At 73.5% G+C, this 22,933-nt stretch carries 21 protein-coding genes; 15 read left to right on the top strand and 6 right to left on the bottom strand.

Annotated elements, in window-relative coordinates:
* The 5 genes from MRBLMG1_RS25775 to MRBLMG1_RS25755 form a co-directional block, all read left to right on the top strand.
* Nucleotides 1–278, top strand: a 278-nt coding sequence (locus tag MRBLMG1_RS25775; RefSeq protein WP_367826485.1) for a proline racemase family protein, incomplete at its 5' end; no start/stop codon positions are given.
* Nucleotides 275–1,660, top strand: coding sequence for an aldehyde dehydrogenase family protein (locus tag MRBLMG1_RS25770; protein WP_367826484.1), 1,386 nt, complete (start codon nt 275–277; stop codon nt 1,658–1,660). The genes MRBLMG1_RS25775 and MRBLMG1_RS25770, both read left to right, overlap by 4 nt.
* A gap of 47 nt (nt 1,661–1,707) precedes the next feature.
* A complete protein-coding gene (locus MRBLMG1_RS25765; protein WP_367826483.1) occupies nt 1,708–2,388 on the top strand; it encodes a GntR family transcriptional regulator in 681 nt (226 codons plus the stop codon).
* A 137-nt stretch (nt 2,389–2,525) separates the two neighbouring features.
* The gene (locus MRBLMG1_RS25760; protein WP_367826482.1) at nt 2,526–3,800 is read left to right on the top strand and encodes an alpha/beta fold hydrolase; all 1,275 of its coding nucleotides are present in this window, start codon (nt 2,526–2,528) and stop codon (nt 3,798–3,800) included.
* A gap of 86 nt (nt 3,801–3,886) precedes the next feature.
* On the top strand, nt 3,887–4,984 hold the full coding sequence (locus MRBLMG1_RS25755; RefSeq protein ID WP_367826481.1) for a calcium:proton antiporter: 1,098 nt from the start codon (nt 3,887–3,889) through the stop codon (nt 4,982–4,984).
* A 10-nt stretch (nt 4,985–4,994) separates the two neighbouring features.
* Here the strand turns inward: MRBLMG1_RS25755 and MRBLMG1_RS25750 are convergent, their stop codons facing one another.
* Nucleotides 4,995–7,388, bottom strand: a complete 2,394-nt coding sequence (locus tag MRBLMG1_RS25750; protein WP_367826480.1) for a penicillin acylase family protein — start codon at nt 7,386–7,388, stop codon at nt 4,995–4,997.
* 157 nt (nt 7,389–7,545) lie between these two features.
* Here MRBLMG1_RS25750 and MRBLMG1_RS25745 point away from each other — a divergent pair, with 157 nt between their 5' ends.
* The gene (locus MRBLMG1_RS25745; protein ID WP_367826479.1) at nt 7,546–9,054 is read left to right on the top strand and encodes a fatty acyl-CoA synthetase; all 1,509 of its coding nucleotides are present in this window, start codon (nt 7,546–7,548) and stop codon (nt 9,052–9,054) included.
* 18 nt (nt 9,055–9,072) lie between these two features.
* Here MRBLMG1_RS25745 and MRBLMG1_RS25740 read toward each other — a convergent pair whose 3' ends face one another.
* Nucleotides 9,073–9,453: a VOC family protein gene (locus MRBLMG1_RS25740; RefSeq protein ID WP_367826478.1), complete on the bottom strand. Its 381-nt coding sequence runs from the start codon at nt 9,451–9,453 to the stop codon at nt 9,073–9,075.
* A 173-nt stretch (nt 9,454–9,626) separates the two neighbouring features.
* On the opposite strand from MRBLMG1_RS25740, the gene MRBLMG1_RS25735 reads away from it, so the two are divergent.
* Both MRBLMG1_RS25735 and MRBLMG1_RS25730 read left to right on the top strand, forming a co-directional pair.
* Nucleotides 9,627–10,001, top strand: a complete 375-nt coding sequence (locus MRBLMG1_RS25735; protein ID WP_367826477.1) for a hypothetical protein — start codon at nt 9,627–9,629, stop codon at nt 9,999–10,001.
* Between the two features lie 191 nt (nt 10,002–10,192).
* Nucleotides 10,193–10,918: a dienelactone hydrolase family protein gene (locus MRBLMG1_RS25730; protein ID WP_367826476.1), complete on the top strand. Its 726-nt coding sequence runs from the start codon at nt 10,193–10,195 to the stop codon at nt 10,916–10,918.
* Between the two features lie 131 nt (nt 10,919–11,049).
* Here MRBLMG1_RS25730 and paaK read toward each other — a convergent pair whose 3' ends face one another.
* Complete coding sequence (paaK, locus tag MRBLMG1_RS25725) at nt 11,050–12,345, bottom strand: phenylacetate--CoA ligase PaaK (protein WP_367826475.1); 1,296 nt, start codon at nt 12,343–12,345, stop codon at nt 11,050–11,052.
* A gap of 289 nt (nt 12,346–12,634) precedes the next feature.
* Between paaK and MRBLMG1_RS25720 the strand changes: the two genes are divergently transcribed.
* Complete coding sequence (locus tag MRBLMG1_RS25720; protein WP_367826474.1) at nt 12,635–13,315, top strand: class I SAM-dependent methyltransferase; 681 nt, start codon at nt 12,635–12,637, stop codon at nt 13,313–13,315.
* Nucleotides 13,316–13,474: 159 nt separating this feature from the next.
* Here MRBLMG1_RS25720 and MRBLMG1_RS25715 read toward each other — a convergent pair whose 3' ends face one another.
* Nucleotides 13,475–14,290, bottom strand: coding sequence for a pentapeptide repeat-containing protein (locus tag MRBLMG1_RS25715; RefSeq protein WP_367826473.1), 816 nt, complete (start codon nt 14,288–14,290; stop codon nt 13,475–13,477).
* Between the two features lie 127 nt (nt 14,291–14,417).
* Here MRBLMG1_RS25715 and MRBLMG1_RS25710 point away from each other — a divergent pair, with 127 nt between their 5' ends.
* Nucleotides 14,418–15,941, top strand: a complete 1,524-nt coding sequence (locus MRBLMG1_RS25710; RefSeq protein WP_367826472.1) for an alpha/beta fold hydrolase — start codon at nt 14,418–14,420, stop codon at nt 15,939–15,941.
* Between the two features lie 48 nt (nt 15,942–15,989).
* On the opposite strand, the gene MRBLMG1_RS25705 is transcribed toward MRBLMG1_RS25710, so the two are convergent.
* Nucleotides 15,990–16,340 (bottom strand): winged helix-turn-helix transcriptional regulator, encoded by a 351-nt coding sequence (locus MRBLMG1_RS25705; protein ID WP_367826471.1) that lies wholly within the window; start codon nt 16,338–16,340, stop codon nt 15,990–15,992.
* A gap of 81 nt (nt 16,341–16,421) precedes the next feature.
* On the opposite strand from MRBLMG1_RS25705, the gene MRBLMG1_RS25700 reads away from it, so the two are divergent.
* The 4 genes from MRBLMG1_RS25700 to MRBLMG1_RS25685 all read left to right on the top strand — a co-directional run bounded on the left by MRBLMG1_RS25700 (nt 16,422) and on the right by MRBLMG1_RS25685 (nt 20,095).
* Nucleotides 16,422–17,075 (top strand): NADPH-dependent F420 reductase, encoded by a 654-nt coding sequence (locus tag MRBLMG1_RS25700; RefSeq protein WP_367826470.1) that lies wholly within the window; start codon nt 16,422–16,424, stop codon nt 17,073–17,075.
* A gap of 152 nt (nt 17,076–17,227) precedes the next feature.
* A complete protein-coding gene (locus MRBLMG1_RS25695; protein ID WP_367826469.1) occupies nt 17,228–18,202 on the top strand; it encodes a hypothetical protein in 975 nt (324 codons plus the stop codon).
* A 133-nt stretch (nt 18,203–18,335) separates the two neighbouring features.
* Nucleotides 18,336–19,475 (top strand): hypothetical protein, encoded by a 1,140-nt coding sequence (locus tag MRBLMG1_RS25690; RefSeq protein WP_367826468.1) that lies wholly within the window; start codon nt 18,336–18,338, stop codon nt 19,473–19,475.
* A complete protein-coding gene (locus tag MRBLMG1_RS25685) occupies nt 19,472–20,095 on the top strand; it encodes a hypothetical protein (protein WP_367826467.1) in 624 nt (207 codons plus the stop codon). Before MRBLMG1_RS25690 ends, MRBLMG1_RS25685 begins: the two co-directional genes overlap by 4 nt.
* Nucleotides 20,096–20,257: 162 nt before the next feature.
* On the opposite strand, the gene MRBLMG1_RS25680 is transcribed toward MRBLMG1_RS25685, so the two are convergent.
* On the bottom strand, nt 20,258–21,892 hold the full coding sequence (locus MRBLMG1_RS25680) for an acyl-CoA synthetase (RefSeq protein WP_367826466.1): 1,635 nt from the start codon (nt 21,890–21,892) through the stop codon (nt 20,258–20,260).
* A gap of 174 nt (nt 21,893–22,066) precedes the next feature.
* Between MRBLMG1_RS25680 and MRBLMG1_RS25675 the strand changes: the two genes are divergently transcribed.
* A complete protein-coding gene (locus tag MRBLMG1_RS25675) occupies nt 22,067–22,867 on the top strand; it encodes a crotonase/enoyl-CoA hydratase family protein (protein WP_367826465.1) in 801 nt (266 codons plus the stop codon).
* Nucleotides 22,868–22,933: the final 66 nt, after the last annotated feature.

Here is a 22,933-nt window from a genome sequence, read left to right as displayed (position 1 = left end):
TGGCCATCCACCCCGGCTGGTTCGACCGCTCACCCTGCGGCACCGGCACCAGCGCCCGCATGGCCCAACTCCACGCCCGCGGCGAACTCCCCCTCGACACCGACTTCGTCAACGAGTCCTTCATCGGAACCGAGTTCACCGGCCGCATCACCGCCGAAACCCAGGTCGGCGACCAGCCCGCCATCATCCCCACCGTCACCGGACGCGCCTGGATCACCGGCACCGCACAGTACTTCCTCGACCCGCACGACCCCTTCCCCGGAGGCTTCCTCCTGTGACCGACGCCCTTCCCCTCCTCACGTCCCGGAACCCCGCCGACCCCACCGACGTGCTCGTGCGGATCCCCGCACCCGGCGCCTTCGCCGCCGTCGACACCGTCGAACGCGCCCGCGCCGCCCAGCCCGGCTGGCTGCGCGCGGGAGCCGCCGCCCGCTCGACCGCCCTCGGCGCCGTCGCCGCCGGCATCGAGGCGGCGGCCGACGAACTGGCCGCCCTCGCCGTCCGCGAGGTCGGCAAGCCGCTCGCCGAGGCCCGGGCCGAGGTCGCCCGCACGGTCGCCATCTGGCGCTACTACGCCCAGGCCCCCTTCGAGCCCACCGGCGCCGTCCACGAGACCGCGGCGGGAGCCGGGCTGCTGTTCACCCGCCGCCGCCCGCACGGGGTCGCCGGACTCGTCACCCCCTGGAACTTCCCCTTCGCCATCCCGACCTGGAAGGCCGCCCCGGCGCTCGCGACCGGGAACACGGTCGTCCTGAAACCGGCGCCCGAGGCCACCGCCTGCGCCCTGCGCCTGGCCGAGATCGTCGGAGGGGTCCTCCCCGGGGGCGTCTTCACGGTCCTCCCCGGTGGCGCGACCGAGGGCAACGCGCTCGTCTCCGCCGCCGACGTCGTCTCCTTCACCGGCTCCACCCCCGTCGGCCGGGCGGTGGTCAGGGCCGCCACCGCCCGTGGCATCCCGGCGCAGGCCGAGATGGGCGGACTGAACGCGGCGCTCGTCCTGCCGGACGCGGACATCGCGCAGGCGGCGGCCCACATCGCCGCCTCCATCGCCGGGTACGCCGGCCAGAAGTGCACCGCCACCAGCCGTGTCATCGCAGTCGGCGACGCCCTCGACCCGCTGCGCGAGGCGCTCTCCGAAGCCCTGCGGGCCGTCCCCGTCGGCGACCCCGCCGACCCGGCCACCGTGTGCGGGCCCCTCGTCCACGAGCACGCCCGCGACCAGGTCGTCGAGGCCGCACGGGGGCTGTCGGTCCTCGCGGGCGGCACCGTACCCGACCGGGCCGGCTGGTACGCGACCCCGACGCTGGTGGAGAAGGTCTCGCCCGGACACCGGCTGCTCCGCGAGGAGGTCTTCGGCCCCGTGGCCTCGCTGCTGGCCGCCGACGACCTCGCCCACGCGGTCCGGATCACCAACTCCGTCCCGTACGGCCTGGTCACCTCGGTCCACACGGCCGACCTGAACACGGCCCTGCACGGTCTCGACCTGCTCGACACGGGCATGATCCGGATCAACGCCCCGTCCACCGGAGTCGACTTCCACCTGCCGTTCGGCGGCTCCAAGGCGTCCAGCCACGGGCCGCGCGAGCAGGGCGCGGCGGCCCTGGAGTTCTACACGTCGGGACGGACGTACACCCTGGCACCCGCGGGCCCCGCGGCGTGACATCGTACGGTGGTGATGACAACCGGAACGAAGGGATCACCACCGTCATGGGGCACCTGACCCAGCGCGACCTCAACGCCTCCCGGGAGCGGCTGCGCGATCAGGTCGCCCACGCCCTGCGCGCCGCCCTTATCTCCGGCGAGCTGCGACCCGGGGTGGTGTACTCGGCCCCGACGCTCGCCGAGGACTTCGGCATCTCCGCCACCCCGGTCCGCGAGGCCATGCTCGACCTCGCCCGGGAGGGCCTGGTCGAGCCCGTCCGCAACAAGGGGTTCCGCGTCACCGAGGTCGACGAGCGCGACCTCGACCAGTACAACGAGATCCGGGCGCTCATCGAGATCCCCACGGTCGGCAGGGTCACCAGGGTCGCCGCCCGCGAAGACCTGGAAGCCCTCCGGCCCGTCGCCGAGGACATCGTGCGCGCGGCCCGCGCGCACGACCTCATCGGCTACCTGGAGGCGGACCGCCTCTTCCACCTCACCCTGCTGGGCCTCGCGGGCAACGAACGCCTCGTCGAGACCGTCGGCGACCTCCGCAAGCGCTCCCGCCTGTACGGCCTCACCGCCCTCGACGAGAGCGGCGACCTCCTCCCGTCCGCCGAGGAGCACCTCGAACTCCTCGACCTCATGCTCGCCGGCGACGCCGAAGGCGCGGAGGCCTGCATGACCCGCCACCTGGGCCACGTCCGCTCCCTGTGGGCGAAGGCCGCGGGCCCGTCGGGGTCCTGAGGCCCCCGGCCCCCGACGGCCCGTTCGGGTCCCAGGGGCTCCGGCCCGCGTGACGCGCGGGTGGGGTGAGGGTGAGGGTGAGGGGCGTGCCCGTCGCCGCGCCATGCCATGTCACACCTCACCTGAAAGGAACCCTCGTGAACCCCGCGTACGCGACCGTCGACCACACCTTCACCGTTCCCCTCGACCACGGCGTCCCGGGCGGGCCCACCATCGAGGTCTTCGCCCGCGAGGTCGCCGACCCGGCCCGCGCGGGCGACGAACTCCCCTGGCTGCTCTACCTCCAGGGCGGACCCGGTGGCAAGTCGCCCCGTCCGTCGGCCGGTTCGCCCGGCTGGCTGGCGCACGCGCTGAAGACCCACCGGGTGCTGCTGCTCGACCAGCGCGGCACCGGCCGCTCCACCCCGGTCACCGCGCGGTCCGCCGCCCGGTTCGCCTCGCCGGAGGCGCTGGCGGGGTACCTGGCCCACTTCCGGGCCGACGCGATCGTCGCCGACGCGGAGCTCATCCGCCGCGAACTCTGCGGCGACACCCCCTGGGAGACCCTCGGACAGAGCTACGGCGGCTTCATCACCCTCAGCTATCTCTCCACGGCCCCCGAGGGCCTGCGCGCCTGCTACGTCACCGGCGGACTGCCCGGCCTGACCGCCACGGCCGACGACGTGTACGCCCGCACCTACCCCCGCGTCCGCGACCGGGTCCTCGCATTCCACGCCCGCTACCCGGAGGACGCGCGCCGGCTGCGGAGGATCGCGGACCTCCTCGCGGCCGGTGACGTCCGCCTGCCCGACGGGGACCGGCTGACCCCGCGCCGGCTCAGGACGCTCGGGCTCGCCCTCGGGATGGGCGACGGGTTCGAGCGGATCCACTGGCTGCTCGACGAGTCCCTGGACGCCGACGGCGAGTTGACGGACACCTTCCTCCACCAGGTGACGGCCCTGACGGGGTTCGCCGACAACCCGCTGTTCGCCGTCCTGCAGGAGACCCTGTACGGGCAGGGGGCCGGACCGACCGGCTGGGCGGCCTCCCGGGCCATGGCCGGCTTCCCCGAGTTCGCCGAGGACGCCGACCCGCTCCTGCTCACCGGCGAGATGATGTACCCCTGGATGTTCCGCGAGATCAGGGGCCTTCGTCCGTTCGCGGACGCCGCCGAGCTGCTCGCCGCCCGTACCGACTGGCCGGCGCTGTACGACCCGCGGCGCCTCGCCGCCAACGAGGTCCCGCTCGCCGCGGTGGTCTACCACGACGACATGTACGTGGACGCGGGCCTCTCGCTGTGTACGGCCCGGGAGGTCGGCGCGGCCCGAGTCTGGGTGACGAACGAGTGGGAGCACGACGGGCTGTCGGCGTCGGGAGGGCGCGTCCTCGGCCGGCTCATGGACCTGGCCGCGGGTCGTGTGACGGATCGCTGACGCGTCCCCGTGGACGCGTGGGCGGACCTCCGGCCACGAAGGGCGAACGAAAGGGGCGAAAGGTCCGATGTGGCAGGATGCGGATCATGAGTTCGAGTTCGACCGCGTTGACACGGCAATGGACCACCTGGGGGCCGGTGGTGGCGGGGCTTGTCCTGGTCGCGGCGTGGGGCCGCGACCTGCCGGGCTTCGCCGTGGGGCTCATCGCGCTCTGCCTGCTCGTCGCGGTCCTGGCGGCCGTGCACCACGCGGAGGTGATCGCCCACCGCGTCGGCGAACCCTACGGGTCGCTCGTCCTGGCCGTGGCCGTCACCGTCATCGAGGTCGGACTGATCGTCGCGCTCATGGTGGGCGGCGGCGAGAAGACCGCGACGTACGCGCGTGACACCGTCTTCGCCGCCGTCATGATCACCTGCAACGGCATCGTCGGCCTGTCGCTCCTCGTCGCGGCCCTGCGCAACCGCGTCGCGGTCTTCAACGCCGAGGGGTCGGGCGGCGCGCTCGCGACCGTCTGCACGCTCGCCGTGATGACGCTGGTCCTGCCGACCTTCACCACCAGCCACCCCGGCCCCGAGTTCTCCTCGGCGCAGCTGACCTTCGCCGCCGTCGCCTCCCTCTGCCTGTACGGGGTGTTCGTCGGCGTCCAGACCGTCCGGCACCGCGACTACTTCCTCCCGGTGCCGCGCCCGGGCGACGATTCCGTGGACGACCACGCCGACCCGCCGGGCAAGCGGGAGGCGTGGACGAGCCTCGGCCTCCTGGTGGTCGCCCTCGTCGCCGTCGTCGGCAACGCCAAGCTGATCTCGCCCACCATTGAGGACGGCGTCCAGTCGGCCGGCCTGCCCAAGGCGGTCGTCGGTGTGGTCATCGCCCTCATGGTGCTGCTCCCCGAGACCCTCGCCGCCGTCCGGGCGGCCCGCCGCGACCGCGTGCAGACCAGCCTCAACCTCGCCTACGGCTCCGCCATCGCCAGCATCGGCCTGACGATCCCGTCGATCGCGCTCGCCTCGGTCTGGCTGTCCGGGCCCCTGGTGCTCGGCCTGGGGGCGCTGCACCTGGTCCTGCTCACCCTCACCGGTGTGGTGAGCGCGCTGACCGTGGTGCCCGGACGGGCCACCCTCCTCCAGGGCGGCGTGCATCTCGCGATCTTCGCCGCCTTCGTGTTCCTCTCGTTCAGTCCCTGACGGCCCCCCGTCAGTCCCTGACCACCACCACCCGCAGCGCCGGCGAGCGCAGGATGTCCTTCTCGCAGAACCGGGAGGTGACCCAGCGCTCGTCCGCGTACAGCCGGGTCTGGTCGGCGGAGTGCGGCGACGCGGGGTTCGACGACTGGGAGTACGAGAGCAGCGTGCGGGCCACCGGGCACCGCCCGCCGTCCCAGCCCACCGCCTGCACGTGGCTGGTGCCGTGCACGACGTCGACGTAACCGCCGCCCGCCGCGCTCCACGCGGACTCGGTCTTGTTCCAGACGCCCAGTGCCTCCGTCCCGCCGCTCACCGGGATCCGCTGCCCGTTCCGCACCACGAACTGGTGGTCGCCGAGCGGCGCGTCGAGCGGGATGCCCGCCGCCCGCAGCTCCGCGACCGCGTCCCCGAGCGCCTTCGCGAAGCCCGGGGTACCGGTGTTCACGGTGCGCGGGGTACGGACCGGGTCGGTCGCCGAGAACGGCACCAGCCACTGGTCGGCCGGCTTCACCGCGCCGGTGAACTTCCGCCAGAAGCGGTCGAAGAGCAGCGCGCCCCGGCTGTCCGTGTTCACCGTCCGGTCCCAGGCGCCGATCACCCGGCAGGCGTCCGGGTCGCCCGGCAGCGCCGCCGGGCAGGCCGCGGCCACGTCGGCCGCCGCCAGGTCGCCGACCGGTGCCCGGTTGGCGAACTGCTGGCGCTGGAGGTCGGCCACCGTCAGGCCGCCGCGCGCCGCCATCGCCGTCACGTCCTCGACACCGCCCCGGGTACGCGGGGAGCGCGGGGTCGCGATCGTGCCGAAGATCCGCTCGTAACCGGTCAGCGGCCGGTCGGCGTTGGTGAGCCAGGCGCTGTCGTTGGAGTTCTCCACGTACGGGGTGTCCCGCAGCACCGGCATCCGCGCCGGACCGAAGACCCCCGGCTGGACCGCGTCCGGGTCGGAGCCGAGCGCGCAGTCGGAACGCGCGCCGTCGAGCACCGCGACGCCCGACGCCGGATACGTCGCCCGGCCGAGCGGCGTGGAGCAGCGCTGCGCCAGCTCGTCGGTGATCCGGGGGAGCACCTGAGCCTGGCTGAAGTACGAGTGCCCGGCCGCGTCGGCCGCGACCGTGTTGACCCAGGGCAGCCCCTGGGTGCGGCGCAGGGTGTCGGCGACGTCCTGGGTCGAGCGCGCCTTGCCGAAGCCGAGCGCGGTGTCGGAGCCGCGCAGGTTCGCCGCGTTGGGGTCGTTGAGGGCGTACGCCGTGGTCGTGGTCCAGGGCAGCGGGAGCTGCGCGCCGAGGCCGCCGACGACCGGGCCGTATCGCGTCCACCACTGGGTACGGGTGACGGGGGCGCCGTCCTTCACCGGCACGGTCACCTGGCGCGGGGTCATCCGCTCCGGCCGGCCGTCGACCAGGTAGGAGGTCGGGTCGCCGGGGGAGAGCGTCAGTTGGTGCAGGTTGAGCGGCACCCCGGTGGCGACGGTGTGGCTCCAGGCCACCTTGTCGTTGAAGCCGATGTTCACGACGGTGGTGCCGAGGAGCGAGGCGCCCGACACGTTCAGCTCGCCGGGAATGGTCTGCTGCGACTGCCAGAAGCGCCGGCCGCCCTGCCACGGGTAGTGCGGGTTGCCGAGGAGCAGCCCGCGCCCGTTCGCCGTGGTGGCGCCGGAGAACGCGACGGCGTTGGAACCCATGGTGGCGTTCTCGGCGGCGAACAGCTCCCTTGCCGCCGTGGCGGCGTCGTCCGGATCGGGTACGGCGCCGGAGACGGGTGCCGCCGGGGGCGCGGCGGGCGGCCGGGCCGCGGTGATGCCGTCGACGGCCTTGCCCTGGCCGCCGAGCACCGACACGGCGAAGCCGCGCCGGGCCACGTCGAGCGCGGTCACCGGGCGGACCCAGTCGGCGCCCGCGCAGGCCGGGTCGGTGATCCGGTTCTTCCGCAGCCAGGCGTTGTAGCCGGCCGCCCAGCCGCGCATCAGCTCCTTGAGGTCGCGGCTCGGCCCGGCGGGTGCCGGCGTCCTGAGCAGCTCCTCGACCGTCCCCGCGTCCTTCACACCGCGGAAGTACAGGTCGCTGGAGAGGTTGGTGGCGGCGGAGGACAGCGAGCCGTCCGGCGCGGCGTCCGGGCCGAAGTGCCGGGAGCGTTCGCCGGTGACGGTCAGGAAGCCGTCCGCGAGCACGCAGACCTGGTCGGCCGCCTGCGCCCACCCCGTCCCGAAGCCGAGGTTCGCGTAGTCCTTCGCCACGATGTGCGGGATGCCGTACTCGGTGTACCGGATGACGGCCGACAGGCCCCGGTCGGACGGGTGCCGGCCCCGGTCGCCGGAGTCGGCGGCCGCCGCGCCGGGCAGTGAGGCGGTGACGACGGCGAGGGCGGCGCCGGTGAGCGCCAGGTGCCTCAGGCGGATGCGGAGGTGCAACGTGCCTCCCAACGGATCGATGAGCACTGCGGGTTGGACCATGCACGCAGTCCCGTGCCGCCTTGTCAACATCCCGTTCGGTATCCGAGGTCCCGGGCATCCACGGCGCGCCGCGCGGTACTTGACCTTCCGCCCGTGCCACGCGGAGGATCACCGCATGGATCGACTCCCCAGCCGTACCGTCGACGGTGTCCTTCGCGCGAGCGCCCGGCGTGTCCCCGACCGGATCGCCGTGCGGTACGCCGACCGGACCTGGACGTACGCGGAGCTGGACGAGGCCGTCACCACCGCCGCCGCCGTCCTGCGGGAGCGGCGGCACGGCCTCGCCCTCCCGGAGTACGCCCGGGTGGCGACGTACGGCCACAACTCGGACGCCTACCTCATCGCGTTCCTCGCCTGCGCCCGGGCCGGCCTGGTCCACGTACCGGTCAACCACCACCTGACGGGCGGTGACCTCGCGTACGTCCTGGAGCAGTCGGACTGCTCACTCGTCCTCGCGGACCCCGCCCTCGCCGACCGGATCCCCGACCGCTTCGCGGTCAAGGCGCTGCGGGACGCGCCCGGTTCACTGCTCGACGCGCTCGCCGAACCGGAGCCGTACCTCACCGACCGCGATGCCCGCGACCTCGCCCAGCTGCTCTACACCTCGGGCACCACCGCCCTGCCCAAGGGCGCGATGATGACCCACCTCGCCCTCGCCCACGAGTACGCGAGCGCCATCGAGGCCCTCGACCTGCGCGAGGACGACCGGCCGGTGCACGCGCTGCCGCTCTACCACTCGGCGCAGATGCACGTCTTCCTGCTGCCCTACCTCGCGGTGGGCGCCGAGAACACGATCGTCGACGGACCGGACCCGGCCGTCCTCTTCGACCTGATCGAGGCGGGCCGCGCGGACAGCGTCTTCGCCCCGCCGACCGTCTGGATCGGCCTCGCCAACCACCCCGAGTTCGACGACCGCGACCTGTCGGCGCTGCGCAAGGCGTACTACGGGGCCTCGATCATGCCCGTCCCCGTCCTGGAGAGGCTGCGCGCGCGGCTCCCCGGCCTCGCGTTCTACAACTGCTTCGGCCAGTCCGAGATCGGCCCGCTCGCCACCGTCCTCGGGCCCGACGAGCACGAGGGCCGGATGGACTCCTGCGGCCGTCCCGTCCGCCACGTCGAGGCCCGGGTCGTCGACGAGGACGGCAAGGACGTGCCCGACGGCACCCCCGGCGAGATCGTCTACCGATCGCCGCAGCTGTGCGACGGCTACTGGGGCAAGCCCGAGGAGACCGAAGCGGCCTTCCGGGGCGGTTGGTTCCGCTCCGGCGACCTCGCCGTCCGCGACGCCGAGGGGTTCCTCACCATCGTCGACCGGGTGAAGGACGTCATCAACTCCGGGGGCGTCCTGATCGCCTCCCGCCAGGTCGAGGACGCCCTCTACACCCACCCCGGCGTCGCCGAGGTGGCCGTCATCGGCCTCCCCGACGACCGCTGGATCGAGGCGGTCACGGCCGTCGTCGTCCGCCGGGGCGAGGTCACCGAGGCCGCACTCCTCGCCCACGCCCGGGAGAAGCTCGCCTCCTTCAAGGCACCGAAGCGGGTCCACTTCGTGGACGCGCTTCCCCGCAACGCCAGCGGCAAGATCCTCAAGCGGGACCTCAGGGACCGCTTCGGCGCCCGATGACCCCGGTGCGCGGAGCCGTCAGCCCGCGCGTTCCTCCACGACGCAGAGGACGTTGCCCTCACTGTCCTTGAACCAGGCGCCCCGCATGGTGTCCGACTCGACCACGCCGTCGACCGTCTTGATGCCGGGCAGGTCGTAGTCCTCGAACGTGACGCCCTTGGAGCGCAGCTCCTTCATCTCGCTGTCGAGGTCGGCGACCTTCCAGCTCGCCAGGGTGTGCTCGGCCTTGCCGCCGTAGGGCGTCTCGTAGAGACCGATCGTCGTGCCACCGCACTCGAACCTGGTGTCCTCGGCCGATTCCCTGGTGAGCGGAAGACCGAGGGTCTCCGAGTAGAAGCGCTTGGCCCGGTCCATGTCGTTGACCGGAATGATCGCGGCGATAGGGGAGTCCGACAGCATCGCAACCACCTCCTCCCCCCAGGCTACGCGCGCGGAGGCCCACCCTCCGCTTGATCTTGCCGAGGCCGGCGTCCCCGCCCGGAGGCAGCGGATCCGCCCGCGGAAAGACAAGATCGTCAAGGCCTGTGTGCGTGTCAACTTGACGGCCGAACTAGCAGGTCAAGAACAAGATCATGCTGTTCCGCGCGATCAGCCTGTGGATGCCCGAGAACCTGGGCTGGGAGTGGGCGGCGCCCGACCAGACCGTCTGGGACCGGCTCGGCGACGCGCGCTTCCGCGAGACCGACCGCTTCGGCTGGGTGTGCATGGTCGCCGCGGGCGGCAAGGTCGGCATGGTCGACTTCGGTGACGACGACGCCCTGCTGTGGTCGGCGACCCCGGGCGGGAACCCGCACGCGGTCGAGTACCTCCGCAGGCACGGCGTCGTGGTCGCGGCGTCGTCGTTCTTCGACGCCGCGGGGAACCCCACCTACCGCCGGGGGCTGGACTACTACGGCTACGAGGGCCACTTCTACCGCTCCCGGATCGCCAGCATCCGGCTCGTCTGACCTCCCGGGGCTTCCTGCCCCCTGCCGGAACGCGTGACCGCGAAGGTGCCGTGCCGATCAGCCCCGTCGGATCGGCACGGCACCTTGCGTGCTTTCTTGTGAGCCACCGCCGCCTCTCAGAGGGGCCCGCGCTGTTCTGCCGGCGGCGAACCCGGCCCGACCGGACTCGACGATCACTACGGTCCCGTCTCATGACGACGATGACGACGCGCACGGTCCGGTACCCGGCCGACGGGCTGACGATGATCGGGCACCTCGCGCTCCCGGCCGGTGTCGGCCGCCGGCCCGCGGTGCTGCTCGGACCAGAGGGGCCGGGGCTTAGCGACGTCGAGTGCCGCCGGGCCGATGCGCTCGCCGAGCTGGGATACGTGGCGCTGGCCTTCGACCTTCACGGCGGGCGCTATTTGAATGACCCCGACGAGATGCTCGCCCGATGCATGCCGCTGCTCGCCGACCCCGACCGGATGCGGGGCATCGGCCACGCGGCGCTGGACGTGGTGCGCGCCGAACCGCGGACCGACCCCGACCGGATCGCCGCCGTCGGCTACGGCACGGGGGGCGCCATCGGGCTGGAACTCGGGCGCGACGGCGTCGACCTGCGCGTGATCGGGACGGTCAACGCACTGACCACGGGCCGACCGGGCGAGGCGGCGCGCATTCGCTGCCCGGTGTGGGCCGGGGTCGGGTCGGAAGACCCGATCATGCCGCCCGCGCAGCGGGACGCGTTCACGGCGGAGATGCAGGCCGCGGGCGTCGACTGGCGCCTCGTGGTCTACGGCGGCGCCATGCACGCGTTCCACCACCCGCCGGTCGACCAGCCCGTGGTCCCCGGCGTCGGCTACCACCCACGGCACGCGCAGCGAGCCTGGCGCGATGTCGTCGACCTGCTCGCCGAGTGCCTGCCCGTGACGGAGTGATCTGGTCGGTCCGAGCTCGGGCGCCCGCAGACCGCCGTGACGCCTGGGCTTCACTGCCACGGCGGGCGGGGAAGGCTACGGCCTGCCAGTGATCCACTTCGGCCGATCGGCTCGCCCACCACTCGGTGCACTCAGTGCTCTCCGTGCTCCCTCAGGTCCACGATCCGCTTGATCTTGCCCACCGAGCGCTCCAGCGTCTCGGGGTCGACCACTTCGACGCCGACCGACACCCCGATGCCGTCCTTGACGGCAGCGGTGATGGAGCGGGCCGCCTCCGCCCGCTGGTCGGGAGTGGCGCCGGCGCGGGCCTCGGCGCGGACGGTGAGGGCGTCCATGCGGCCGTCCTTGGTGAGGCGCAGCTGGAAGTGGGGGGCGACGGCCGGGGTACGGAGGACGATCTCCTCGATCTGGGTGGGGAAGAGGTTCACCCCGCGGAGGATGATCATGTCGTCGCTGCGACCGGTGACCTTCTCCATCCGCCGGAAGACCCGGGCGGTGCCGGGAAGCAGTCGGGTGAGGTCGCGGGTCCGGTAGCGGATCACCGGCATGGCCTCCTTGGTGAGCGAGGTGAAGACGAGCTCGCCCTCCTCCCCGTCCGGCAGCACCTCACCCGTGAACGGGTCCACGATCTCCGGGTAGAAGTGGTCCTCCCAGATGTGCAGCCCGTCCTTGGTCTCCACGCACTCCTGCGCCACACCGGGGCCGATCACCTCCGACAGGCCGTATATGTCGACCGCGTCGATGGCGAACCGGTCCTCGATCTCCTTCCGCATCGCCTCCGTCCACGGCTCGGCGCCGAAGACGCCCACCTTGAGGGAGGTCGACCGCGGGTCCACGCCCTGGCGCTCGAACTCGTCGAGCAGCGTGAGCATGTAGGACGGGGTCACCATGATGACCTCGGGCCGGAAGTCCTGGATCAGCTGCACCTGCCGGGCCGTCATGCCGCCCGAGGCGGGAATGACCGTGCACCCGAGCCGCTCCGCGCCGTAGTGGGCGCCGAGCCCGCCGGTGAACAGGCCGTATCCGTACGCCACATGGACCTTGTGGCCGGGGCGGGCGCCGGCGGCGCGCAGCGAACGGGCCACCACGTCCGCCCAGGTGTCGAGGTCCCGGTCGGTGTAGCCGACGACGGTCGGCCGGCCGGTGGTGCCGCTGGAGGCGTGCACGCGCCGGATCCGGGACTGGTCGACGGCGAACATGCCGAACGGGTAGTGGTCGCGCAGGTCCGCCTTGGCGGTGAACGGGAAGCGGGCGAGGTCCGCGAGCGTACGGCAGTCGTCCGGGGTCACCCCGGCGGCGTCGAAGGAGCGGCGGTAGAAGTCCACGTTCGCGTACGCGTGCCGCAGCGTCGCGCGCAGCCGCTCCAGCTGGAGTGCCGCCAGCTCGTCCCGCCCGAGCCGCTCGCCGCTGTCCAGCAGTTCCGTCATGCGCCGCTCCTCCGTTGCCGTAAAACGGACTACCGATCATTCGGTAGATACGTTCCGGGCCAGTTAAACCGCCGACACCCCCGCCTTGGCAAGGGGGTGGCTGAAGTTTCCCCCTCGCACGGTTCCCCGGACGGAGGAGCGTGTAGGGCGGCTCCCTGGGCGCTCCCGGGGCGACGAGCAGAGCTCCCGCAGAAGGCACGCGGCGTGGGAAGCGGTGGAGTACGTCGCCGATTTGCCGGACCGGCAACAGCGCTGGCACGTCCGGGACGCGGCGAGCGAGTCTGGGCCCGTGACCGACGACATCGCAGCGGGATCGCCCGCACACGACACGACCCCGCCCGCCGACCGGTACATCGGAGACCCCGCGGTGCGGGCGGAGTGGGACAGCAGGTACGCCGACCGGCCGCAACTGTGGAGCGGCCGGCCCAACGGCGCGCTCGTGGCCGAGACCGCGGGACTCACCCCGGGACGGGTGCTCGACGTCGGCTGCGGCGAGGGCGCGGACGCCGTCTGGCTCGCGCGCGGCGGCTGGGACGTGACCGCGCTCGAGGTCTCCGGCGTGGCGCTGGAGCGGGCCGCCGGGCACGCGAGGGACGCGGGCGTCGAGATCCGCTGGGTCCACGCTGCCCTGACGGAGGCGGCGCTCCCGCCGGCCTCCTTCGACCTGGTCTCCGCCCAGTACCCGGCGCTGCTGCGCACTCCCGACGCGGCGGCCGAGCGTGCGCTGCTCGCTACCGTCGCGGTCGGCGGCGTGCTGCTGCTCGTCCACCACGCGGGGATGGAAACCCAGCAGGCCCACGACAGCGGCTTCGACCCGGCCGACTACGTCTGGCCCTCGATGGTCACCGCCCTGCTCGACGACGACTGGGTGGTGGAGGTGGACGAACAGCGGCCGCGCGTGGCACCCGACGGCGGCGCCGGCGCCCACCACACCGCCGACCTGGTGCTCCGCGCCCGCCGGCTGCGCTGAATCCGACGCCCCTCCCACCGGCAGGCCCCGGCCCGACCGGCGATCCCCAGCCGCGGTCGTTCGTCCGGCCCGGGCCAGTGGCGGCGACCGACGCCGCCGAGATGCCACCGGCCCCGGGCCAGTGGCGGCGACCGAACGCCGCCGAGATGCCCCGGGCCGTCAGGCCGTCCAGTGCGCGGGGCGTTCGAAGCCGTCGGGGAGACGGGTGGCGGCGTTCCCGCGCGCGGAGTTCAGCTGGGGCTGGGTGAGGAACAGCGCGCCCGTCAGGTCGGCGCCGGAGAGGTCCGCGTCCCGCAGGTCGGCGCCGATGAGGTCGGTGAGGGACAGATCGGCCCCCGTGAGGTCGGCGGCGATGAGCAGGGCTCCGCGCAGGTCGGCTCCCCGGAGCTTGGCCCCGCGGAGACGCTTGCCGATCAGGTCGGCCCCCCGCCGGCTCTTCGGCTTGCCGCCGGCCGAGGCGCGGACCAGCTCGCTCGTGCGCAGCAGCAGGGGGTTCACGTCGGCCCGTACGGGACCCACGTCGAGCTTCTCCAGGTCGGCGGGGGTGCCCTGGGTGAGCGTCTCGACGCGGGTGAGCGCCGTGCGCAGCTCGGCGTGGACGGGGCGGGCGGTCGGCAGGGCCAGGGCTTCGGTGACGTAGCGCAGCAGCTCGTGGAGCTGGCGCACCAGGGGGAACACCTCGTACATCTGCCGGGCGGTCTCCGGCGCCTCCCGCCAGGACACGCCGCCGAAGGTCACCTGGGAGACGTGCTGGCCGGCGCCGAAGCAGTCGTACACCGTGCAGCCCTGGAAGCCGCTCGTCCGCAGCCGGGTGTGGATGCCGCAGCGGAAGTCGTCCCGGAGGTTCCGGCAGGGCTCGCCGGACGACTTGTCCACGGCGAAGTCGGCCGACTTGGCGAAGGGCAGCGCCACACAGCAGAGGCCGAAGCAGTTCGCGCAGTCGCCGCGTAGCGCGGATTCCCGGATGTCGGGCACGGGGAAACGGTTCCTTCGCAGTTCGGGGATGGTCCCGCCCACCGTATCGCGCACCGTCCCGCCCTCCCGCTCGCGCGCTCCGCGAAACCGATTGCGAAGATCGTCCGGAGCCGGAGAGGATCATGGCATGCCCCATTTCACGACGTACGACGGCACCGCACTCGCCTACCGCACCCACGGCACGGGGGAACCGCTCGTGTGCCTCGCGGGCGGGCCGATGCGCGACGCCGCGTACCTCGGCGACCTCGGCGGGCTCGCCGCCCACCGCACCCTGGTCCTGCTCGACGCCCGCGGCACCGGGGCCAGCGCCGAACCCGCCGACCCCGGCACCTACCGCTGCGACCGGCAGGTCGGCGACGTCGAGGCCCTGCGCGCGCACCTCGGCCTGGAGCGCATCGACCTCCTCGGCCACTCGGCGGGCGGGAACCTGGCCACGCTGTACGCGGCCGCCCACCCCGAGCGCATCCGTTCGCTCGTCCTCGTCACGTCGGCCGGCCGGGCACTCGGCGTCGGCACCACCGACGAGGAGTGGGACGAGGCCGTCACGGTCTTCGCCGACCGGCCGTGGTACCCGGAGGCCAGGGCCGCGCTCGACGCGCTCGGGCCGGACACCCCGCTGTCCCGCGTCCACGAGGTCGCCGCCCCCTTCGGCTACGGCCGCTGGGACGCGGCCGCGCGCGAGCACGCCGCCGCCGAGGCCCGGCAGGCGCACTGGGACGCCGCGTCCGCCTACCACGGAGAAGGGGCCTACGACCCGGAGCGCACCCGCCGTGACCTCGCCGCGCTCACCGCCCCCGTCCTCGTCCTGGCGGGGGAGTACGACGGGGGCCCGACCCCGGCCAAGGCCGCGGAGGCGGCGGCCTTCTTCCCGTACGCCGAACTCGTCGTCCAGCCGGGCGCCGGCCACTTCCCCTGGGTCGACGACGCCGACGCCTTCGTCCGACCGGTCGCCGCCTTCCTCGACCCGGAGGTGCGCACGGTCACCGTCGACGGCGTGCGCCTCGCCCACCGGGTGCTCGGTCCCGAGGGCGCCCCGCCGGTCGTCCTGGTCCACGGCCGCGGCGAGAACTCCACCACCTGGACGGAGATCGCCGCCGATCTGGCCGCCGACCACCGGGTCTACGCCCTCGACCTGCGCGGACACGGCCTCAGCGACCGCCCGGGCCGGTACGGCTTCGACGACTTCCGCGACGAACTGGGCGGCTTCCTCCGTGCCCTGGGCCTCACCGGGGCCACCGTCGTCGCCCACTCGATGGGCGCCGGGGCCGCCTGGCTCCTCGCCCAGCGGGAACCCGGCCTGATCGGCCGGCTGGTCCTGGAGGAACCGCCCGGCTTCGTGCCGCTCGACCCTCCCCGCCCGCCCGCCGAACGCCCCGACGGCCCCCTGGACTTCGACTGGGAGATCGTCCCGGCCACCGACGCCCAGCTGAACGCGCCCGACCCCGCCTGGCGCGAGCGGGCGGCCGCGATCACGGCCCCCACCCTCGTCCTCGCCGGCGGCCCGACCAGCCACATCTCCCAGACGCACCTGTCCGCGCTGGCCGAGGGCATCCCCGGCGCCCGCCTCGTCACCGTCGACGCCGGACACCTCGTCCACGCCGACCGGCCGGCCGCGTTCCTCGCGGCGGTACGGGAGTTCGGCCTCCGCTGAGCTCACCGCGCCCGGCCCCCTGCCTTCCCCCCCCCGCAGGGGCCGGGCTCACCCACCGTGCCGCTCCTGCGCGGCCATCACCTCGTCGCCGTGCTCGAAGGCCCACGCGCCGAACGCGTCGATGGGCCCGAGCAAGGACCGTCCCAGATCGGTGAGTTCGTAGGAGACCCGCTGCGGCGGGCCGGCGTCGGCGCGCCGCTCCACCAGGCCGTTGAACTCGAGGCGCCGCAGCGTCTCGGTGAGCACCTTGGAGCTGATGCCCCCGATCCGTCCGCGCAGTTCGCCGTGGCGGCTCGGGCCGCCGCGGAGCGACCAGAGCACCACGGAGTTCCAGGTGTTCGCCAGCAGGTCGAACGCGAGCCGGGCACGGCAGTCGGCGAGGTATCCGTCGGAAGTCACGTACCAGATGGTGCCCGACCCGCTCCCTAGTGTCGTTCCCGAGGCCCGGGGCGTACCCGGCCCGACCGAGGGGACGGAACGATGAGGATCGGCGTACTGGGCACGGGGAACATGGCGGACGCCCTCGCCACGCACTGGGTGCGTGCCGGACACGAGGTGCTCCTCGGAGGCCGCGACGAGCGGCGGGCGCGGGACCTCGCGCAGCGCGTCGGCGGCGGCGCCGGGCACGGCAGCCTGCGCGAGGCCGCCGGCTTCGGCGACGCGGTCCTGGCCGCGCTGCCGTACGGAGCCGGCGCGGAGGTCGTCGCGGAACTCCGCGCGCCCCTGACCGGAAAGGCCCTGATCGACTGCGCCAACCCCGTGGGGCCGGGCTTCCGGCTCCTCACGGAAGGTGGCGCCTCCGCGGCCCGCCGGCTCGCCGAAGCGGCTCCCGGCGCGCACGTCGTGAAGGCCTTCAACCTCTGCCACGAGGACGTGTGGCGGATGACCCCTCCCGTCTTCGACGGCCTGCCCCTCGCGGTCCCGGTCTGCGGCGACGACGCGACGGCCCTCACACGCGTGGCGGAACTCGTACGGGACACCGGCTGCACACCGCTGACCGGCGGCGGTCTCGACCGGGCGGGTCTGCTGGAGGCCACCGCCGCCCTCTACATCGGGCTGTGGGTCGGCGAGGGCGCAGACGTCCGCGCGATGGCCCCACCACTCGCGTACGCGACCGGTCCGCAGGCCGCCTGAACCGGGGCGCGGAGGCGCGTGTGCCCGTCCACCGGTCGGCACGTTCCCGTCACGGCGTTCTGGTGGCGGTCGCACGGGGTGCGTGAGACGGTGAACGGCGTGCGTGGGGGCATCGGGGGCCAACACGCTTTTCACGAGGGGGAGTTCGCGCCATGACCAACGCCGTTTCGGACCTGTACGAGGCCCTGGTCGACGGGTACCTCGCCCGACCTGAGGCAGACCAGGCGCCCTACTACGCGGTCGCGGAGGCGCTGCGCCGCTTCGCCGACTCGATCTGGGACGACGCGGGGGACGCGAACCAGCACGTCCAGCGGTTGCTCTCGTCGGGCAGGGGCGAGGCGATGGACGCCCTGGGGCAGCACTGGGACAAGGTCATGAACCAGGACGTCGCCTCCGCCGCGGAGGCGGCGCGGGCGGCGGGCGCCGTGGCGTACGAGATCGGTGACGTCATCGCCGTGACCAAGGCGCAGGTCATCCAGATCGCGGCCGTGTGCGCCGAGGAGACCGTGGCCGCACTCGTCGCCGGGGTGGTGACCTTCGGCGCGGCCGAGGGCGCGGTGGCGGCCGCCCTCGCCCAGGCCCGGGCCCAGTCGCGGGTGACCGTCGAGAAGTGCCACCGGCTCGTCACGTCCGCGCTGGAACGGCTCCAGCGCGAACCGTCCGTGGCCGGCCTCGCGGGCGTCGCCGCCGGCCTCGCGGGAGGCCTCGCGGGCGGCGTCGGCGGTCAGGCCCGCGACGGGGCGTCCGACACGGAGACGGGCCGCGCCTGGGGCAACGACCTCGCCACCGGGCCGGGCCGGACCGGCGCCGAGGGCATCAGCGTCGACCACGCCGAACACGAACGCGCGGCCGGGCGGCTCAGGGAGGTCGCGACCCAGGTCCTCGGCGAGACCGCCGGCCTGCTGGCCGAGGCCGCTCGCCAGCACACCACCGCCGCGGCGAGCGGTGAACTCGGCGCGGCCATCGCGGGGGCCCTCGACCCGGTCCTGCGCGACCTCGCCACCTGCACGACCGCCTTCGCGGACCACCTGAACGGCGCGCTCCCCGACGGGATCCTGCTGATCTCCACCGGCCAGCAGGCCACCGACGGCGACAGCAGGCGGCGGATGTCCGAGTTGGACGGCTAGGCCGATCGCGTGCGGGCGGACAAGGCGGAGAACGACGCGCGCGCTGGTGAACCTGGTGGGAAAATGGGGGTGTCCCCAATTCCCTTTTCCCATGGTCATTTCCGCGCGGTTCGTGCGTCGATTGCTGATGGCTGTGCTTCTGAGCGTAGCGATCAGCCTGGGGCCGGTCGCTATCCCGGCGTCGGCGGAACCGCCGCCCCCGCCGACGACGTCGGAGCCGCCACCGGGCACGACGGAACCACCGCCGACCGAACCGCCGCTGACGACCGAACCGCCGCCGACGACCTCGGAACCGCCGCCGACGACGTCGGAACCGCCGGCTGCCACGGCCTCCCTCACGCTGGCCCCGGACCACGGCTCCGTCGGGGACCCGATCGACGTGCGGGGCACGGGCTTCGACGGGTGCACTGCCGGCACCGTGTACCTCCACGTGGTCGACGGGCCCGAGATCGCGTCCGGCATCCCCGTGGAGGAGAACGGCGACTTCTCGTACACGGAGCCCATCCCGGCCGACACGGACCCGGACACGTACACCTTCCGGGCCGAGTGCACCGATGATCCGTCCCTCTACGCGGACGCCGACCTCGTCGTCGAGAGCCCGGGGGAACCGCTCCTCACCCTCGCTGAGGAGGAGGGCGCGAAGGGGAACAACGTGCAGGTGGAGGGGATGGGCTTCCGGTGCTCGAACGTCGACCTTCTGTGGGACGGCGACGAGCCGCCGCTGGCCACCGCCCCCGTCACGGAGCAGGCCGGCTTCGCCACGGAGATCCCCGTACCGAGTGACGCGGAGCCGGGCGCACACACGGTGCGGGCGGTCTGCCAGGACTACCCGGAGCAGTACGCCGAGGCTTCGTACGAGGTCACAGACGAGCCGGGCTCGACGGATCCGATTCCGACCGACCCGAACCAGACGGACCCGAACCAGACGGACCCGAACCAGACCGACCCGAACCAGACCGACCCCAACCCGACGGACCCGAATCCGAACGTCCCGCCCGGCACCACGGGAGGCTCCACCCCCCTCGGGTGGGTCGTCGGCCCCGCCTCCCTCGGCGGGGCGCTCGCCCTCGCCGCCGCCGCGGCCGTCTACTTCGGGCGGCTGCACCGGGGCCCCCGCTGGGTGCGCAACCACGTGCGGGCCACCTTGCGGCCCGCCATCGGCGACACGGCGCTGGTCGAGTTGCGGCCGCCCGGTGAGCCGCCCACCCGCTCCACCCGGCTCGACCCGCACCCGGACCCCGGCCGGCAGACCCTCGACGAGGAGGACCGATGACCACGACCGCGCCCAGGACCACGACCCCGACGACCGTCCGCTCGTTCCTGCTCGGCGACGGGGAAGGCCTCGACGGCCCGCTGCGCGCCCATGGCACGGCCGGGCCGCTGCTCGCACCCGTACGGGGCCGGACGCCCGCCGCCGACCGGGCCGTCGAGCACGAGTTGGCCAGGGTCGTGGACGACTTCCTCGGCCTCGACGTGCTCGACCTGGCCGCCGCCGGCTGGCGCGGCCACTCCGCACTCCAGTCCGCCGCGCGCCGCACCCGGGACCTGCCGGGCAGCGAGGAGGTCGTCGCGCTCGCGACCCACCGGGTCACCTCCGCGCACCGGCCCTACGTCGACGTCTACGTGGACGGCGCGAAGATCGGTACCCTGGACGTGCAGCTGAACGTGGTCTTCTGGATCTCCGGGCTGGTCTGTGTGGTCCGCGACGCCTGTCTGACCGGCGTGCGGTCAGGGGAGTGCGCGGTCGACGCGAGCCTGGGGGCGCAGGGGGCGGTGGTCGCCGAGCGCCGGGGCGGTCGGCTGGACCTCCCCGGCGGATTCGCGCTGCGGGGCCCGGTGCCACTGCTGCGGGACGAGCCGTCAGCCGGCCGCCGAGGTTCTCCACCGCGCTGACGTCGACGGGTCGGACGACTGGATCACCAGTCGCAGGGCTCGTCGGCGGCGAAGGCCGGCGCCGCTGACGCACGACCACCTGACCTTCGACTGACCTTGATCCCGCTGATCAGGGAGACGTGCCATGCGATCCACACAGCCGCCGCCGAGGGTCGGCTGCGCTCAAGGAGTGTCCGGGGAGGCGTCCGCGGCCACCGCCACCGCGCGGGCCCAGCGGTAGTCCGCCTTGCCGCTGGGGGAGCGCTCGATGCGGTCGGCGAGGACCAGCTGGCGGGGGACCTTGTAGCCGGCGAGGCGGGAGCGGCAGTGGGTCTGGAGCGCGTCGAGGTCCAGCGGCGGGGCGTCCGGGCGGAGTTGGACGACGGCGGCGACGTGGTTGCCCCAGCGGGCGTCGGGGACGCCGGCGACGAGGGCGTCGTAGACGTCGGGGTGGGACTTGAGGGCCTGCTCGACCTCCTCCGGGTAGACCTTCTCGCCCCCGGTGTTGATGCACTGGGAGCCGCGTCCGAGGACGGTGACGACCCCCGCCTCGTCGACGGTCGCCATGTCGCCGAGGAGGACCCAGCGCACCCCGTCGCGCTCGAAGAAGGTCTCCGCGGTCTTGGCGGGGTCGTTGTAGTAGCCGAGCGGGACGTGGCCCCGCTGCGCGAGGCGGCCGGTCTCGCCCGGGGCGACGGGGACGCGGGTCACCGGGTCGACCACCTGGGTGCGTTCGTTGACGTGGAGCCGGAAGCCCTTGGCCGGTCCGGAGTCGTCGGTGGCGCGGCCGTTGGAACCGGACTCGGTCGAGCCGAAGTTGTTGAGGAGCAGCACGTGCGGCATGAGCTCCTGGAGCTGGGCCCGCACGGTGTCGGACATGATCGCCCCCGAGGAGGACAGGCTGAAGAGGGCCGACAGGTCCGTGTCCTTGAGCGGCCCGCGCAGCGCGTCCACGAGCGGCCGCAGCATCGCGTCGCCCACCAGGGAGATGCTGGAGACCTTCTCCTTCTCCAGCGTGCGGAGGACCTCCTCGGGCACGTACTTGCGGTGCAGGACGACCCGCTGGCCGTAGTCGAAGGCGATGAACGCGGTGAGGGTGGACGTGCCGTGCATCAGCGGCGGCGCGGGGAAGAAGGTGATGCCGGCGCCCCCGGCCGCGACCCGCTCGGCGAGTTCCTCCGGGCGCTTCACGGGCTCGCCCGAGGGGTCGCCGCCGAAGAGGCCCGCGAAGAACAGGTCCTCCTGGCGCCACAGGACGCCCTTGGGCATGCCGGTGGTGCCGCCCGTGTAGATGATGAACAGGTCGTCCGCCGAGCGGGGGCCGAAGCCGCGCTCCGGCGAGCCCCCGGCCTCCGCCTCGGTGTACGCCGCGCAGTCGAGGGCCGGTGCTCCCTCGGGCGGGGTCCCCACCCGCACGAGGTGCCGCAGCTTCTCCGTCTGCGGCAGCGCCGCCGCGACCCGCTCGGTGAACTCGGCGTCGAAGACGAGCGCGGCGAGATCGGCGTCCCGGTAGAGGTAGACGAGCTCCTCCTCCACGTACCGGTAGTTGACGTTGACCGGCACGATCCTGGCCTTGAGGCAGGCGAGCACGGTCTGGAGGTACTCGACGCCGTTGTACAGGTGGAGGCCGAGGTGTTCGCCGGGCCGGATGCCCGCGTCGACGAGGTGGTGCGCGATCCGGTTGGCGGCCGCGTCGAGGCCGGCGTAGGTCAGCCGGCGCTCCTCACCGGTCCCCGGATGGTCGACGTACACCAGCGCCTCGCGGTCCGGGACCACGTCGACCACCGATTCGAACAGGTCGGCAAGGTTGTACTCCACCGTTCCTCCTGACCCCGGTTCGCGCTCGCTCGCATGGACGTGGCGGTCATTAGAGCGCCGACCGGTCACCGGGGGAAGGGGGCGTGCAGAAGAATCTGACTGAGTGTCAGAAAACTATTGAACTGGACCCCCGGCTCCTGCAACCTGTTCCAGAACTGGAGACGGGAGACCCCCATGGGCGGCACCGAACACCTCAGCGTCCGGCGCGAAGGCGCCACGCTCGTCCTCACCTTGAACCGGCCCGACGCCAAGAACGCCCTCTCTCTGCCGATGCTCGTCGGCCTCTACGACGGCTGGCTGGAGGCCGACGCCGACGACACCGTCCGCTCGGTCGTCCTCACCGGCGCCGGCGGAGCCTTCTGCGCCGGCATGGACCTCAAGGCCCTCGCCGGCAAGGGCATGGAGGGCGAGCAGTACCGGGACCGGCTCAAGGCCGACCCCGACCTGCACTGGAAGGCGATGCTCCGCCACCACCGGCCCCGCAAGCCCGTCATCGCGGCCGTCGAGGGGCACTGCGTCGCCGGCGGCACCGAGATCCTCCAGGGCACCGACATCAGGGTCGCCGCCGCCTCCGCCACCTTCGGCCTCTTCGAGGTCCGGCGCGGCCTCTTCCCCATCGGCGGCTCCACCGTCCGCCTGCCCCGACAGATCCCCCGCACCCACGCCCTCGAAATGCTCCTCACAGGTCGCCCGTACACCGCCGACGAGGCCGCCCGCATCGGACTCGTCGGCCGCGTCGTGCCCGACGGCACCGCCCTCGACGCCGCCCTCGACATCGCCGAACGGATCAACGCCTGCGGTCCGCTCGCCGTCGAGGCCGTCAAGGCGTCCGTGTACGAGACGGCCGAGATGACCGAGACGGACGGGCTCGCCGCCGAACTGAAGCGGGGCTGGCCGATCTTCGACACGGCGGACGCGAAGGAGGGGGCGAAGGCCTTCGCGGAGAAGCGCCCCGCGGTGTACCGCAGGGAGTGAGCTGCCGAGGTCCCGCCGTACCGCGGGGAGGGAGCCGCCGCCGTCCCGCCGTACCCGCAGGGCGCG

Source organism: Streptomyces sp. LMG1-1-1.1 (assembly GCF_040815545.1).
Classification (GTDB): Bacteria; Actinomycetota; Actinomycetes; order Streptomycetales; family Streptomycetaceae; genus Streptomyces.
Note: the sequence above shows the minus strand (reverse complement) of the source record. Positions and strands in the feature narration are given on the sequence as shown.

Bases quoted from the DNA above. Each gene is read 5' to 3' on its own strand.
- MRBLMG1_RS25755 (WP_367826481.1), top strand. From the start codon at position 3,887: ATGAGTTCGAGTTCGACCGCGTTGACACGGCAATGGACCACCTGGGGG.
- MRBLMG1_RS25745 (WP_367826479.1), top strand. From the start codon at position 7,546: ATGGATCGACTCCCCAGCCGTACCGTCGACGGTGTCCTTCGCGCGAGC.
- MRBLMG1_RS25700 (WP_367826470.1), top strand. From the start codon at position 16,422: ATGAGGATCGGCGTACTGGGCACGGGGAACATGGCGGACGCCCTCGCC.
- MRBLMG1_RS25695 (WP_367826469.1), top strand. From the start codon at position 17,228: ATGACCAACGCCGTTTCGGACCTGTACGAGGCCCTGGTCGACGGGTAC.
- MRBLMG1_RS25675 (WP_367826465.1), top strand. From the start codon at position 22,067: ATGGGCGGCACCGAACACCTCAGCGTCCGGCGCGAAGGCGCCACGCTC.
- MRBLMG1_RS25740 (WP_367826478.1), bottom strand. From the start codon at position 9,453: ATGCTGTCGGACTCCCCTATCGCCGCGATCATTCCGGTCAACGACATG.
- MRBLMG1_RS25765 (WP_367826483.1), top strand. From the start codon at position 1,708: ATGGGGCACCTGACCCAGCGCGACCTCAACGCCTCCCGGGAGCGGCTG.
- MRBLMG1_RS25735 (WP_367826477.1), top strand. From the start codon at position 9,627: ATGCTGTTCCGCGCGATCAGCCTGTGGATGCCCGAGAACCTGGGCTGG.
- MRBLMG1_RS25710 (WP_367826472.1), top strand. From the start codon at position 14,418: ATGCCCCATTTCACGACGTACGACGGCACCGCACTCGCCTACCGCACC.
- paaK (WP_367826475.1), bottom strand. From the start codon at position 12,345: ATGACGGAACTGCTGGACAGCGGCGAGCGGCTCGGGCGGGACGAGCTG.
- MRBLMG1_RS25730 (WP_367826476.1), top strand. From the start codon at position 10,193: ATGACGACGATGACGACGCGCACGGTCCGGTACCCGGCCGACGGGCTG.
- MRBLMG1_RS25685 (WP_367826467.1), top strand. From the start codon at position 19,472: ATGACCACGACCGCGCCCAGGACCACGACCCCGACGACCGTCCGCTCG.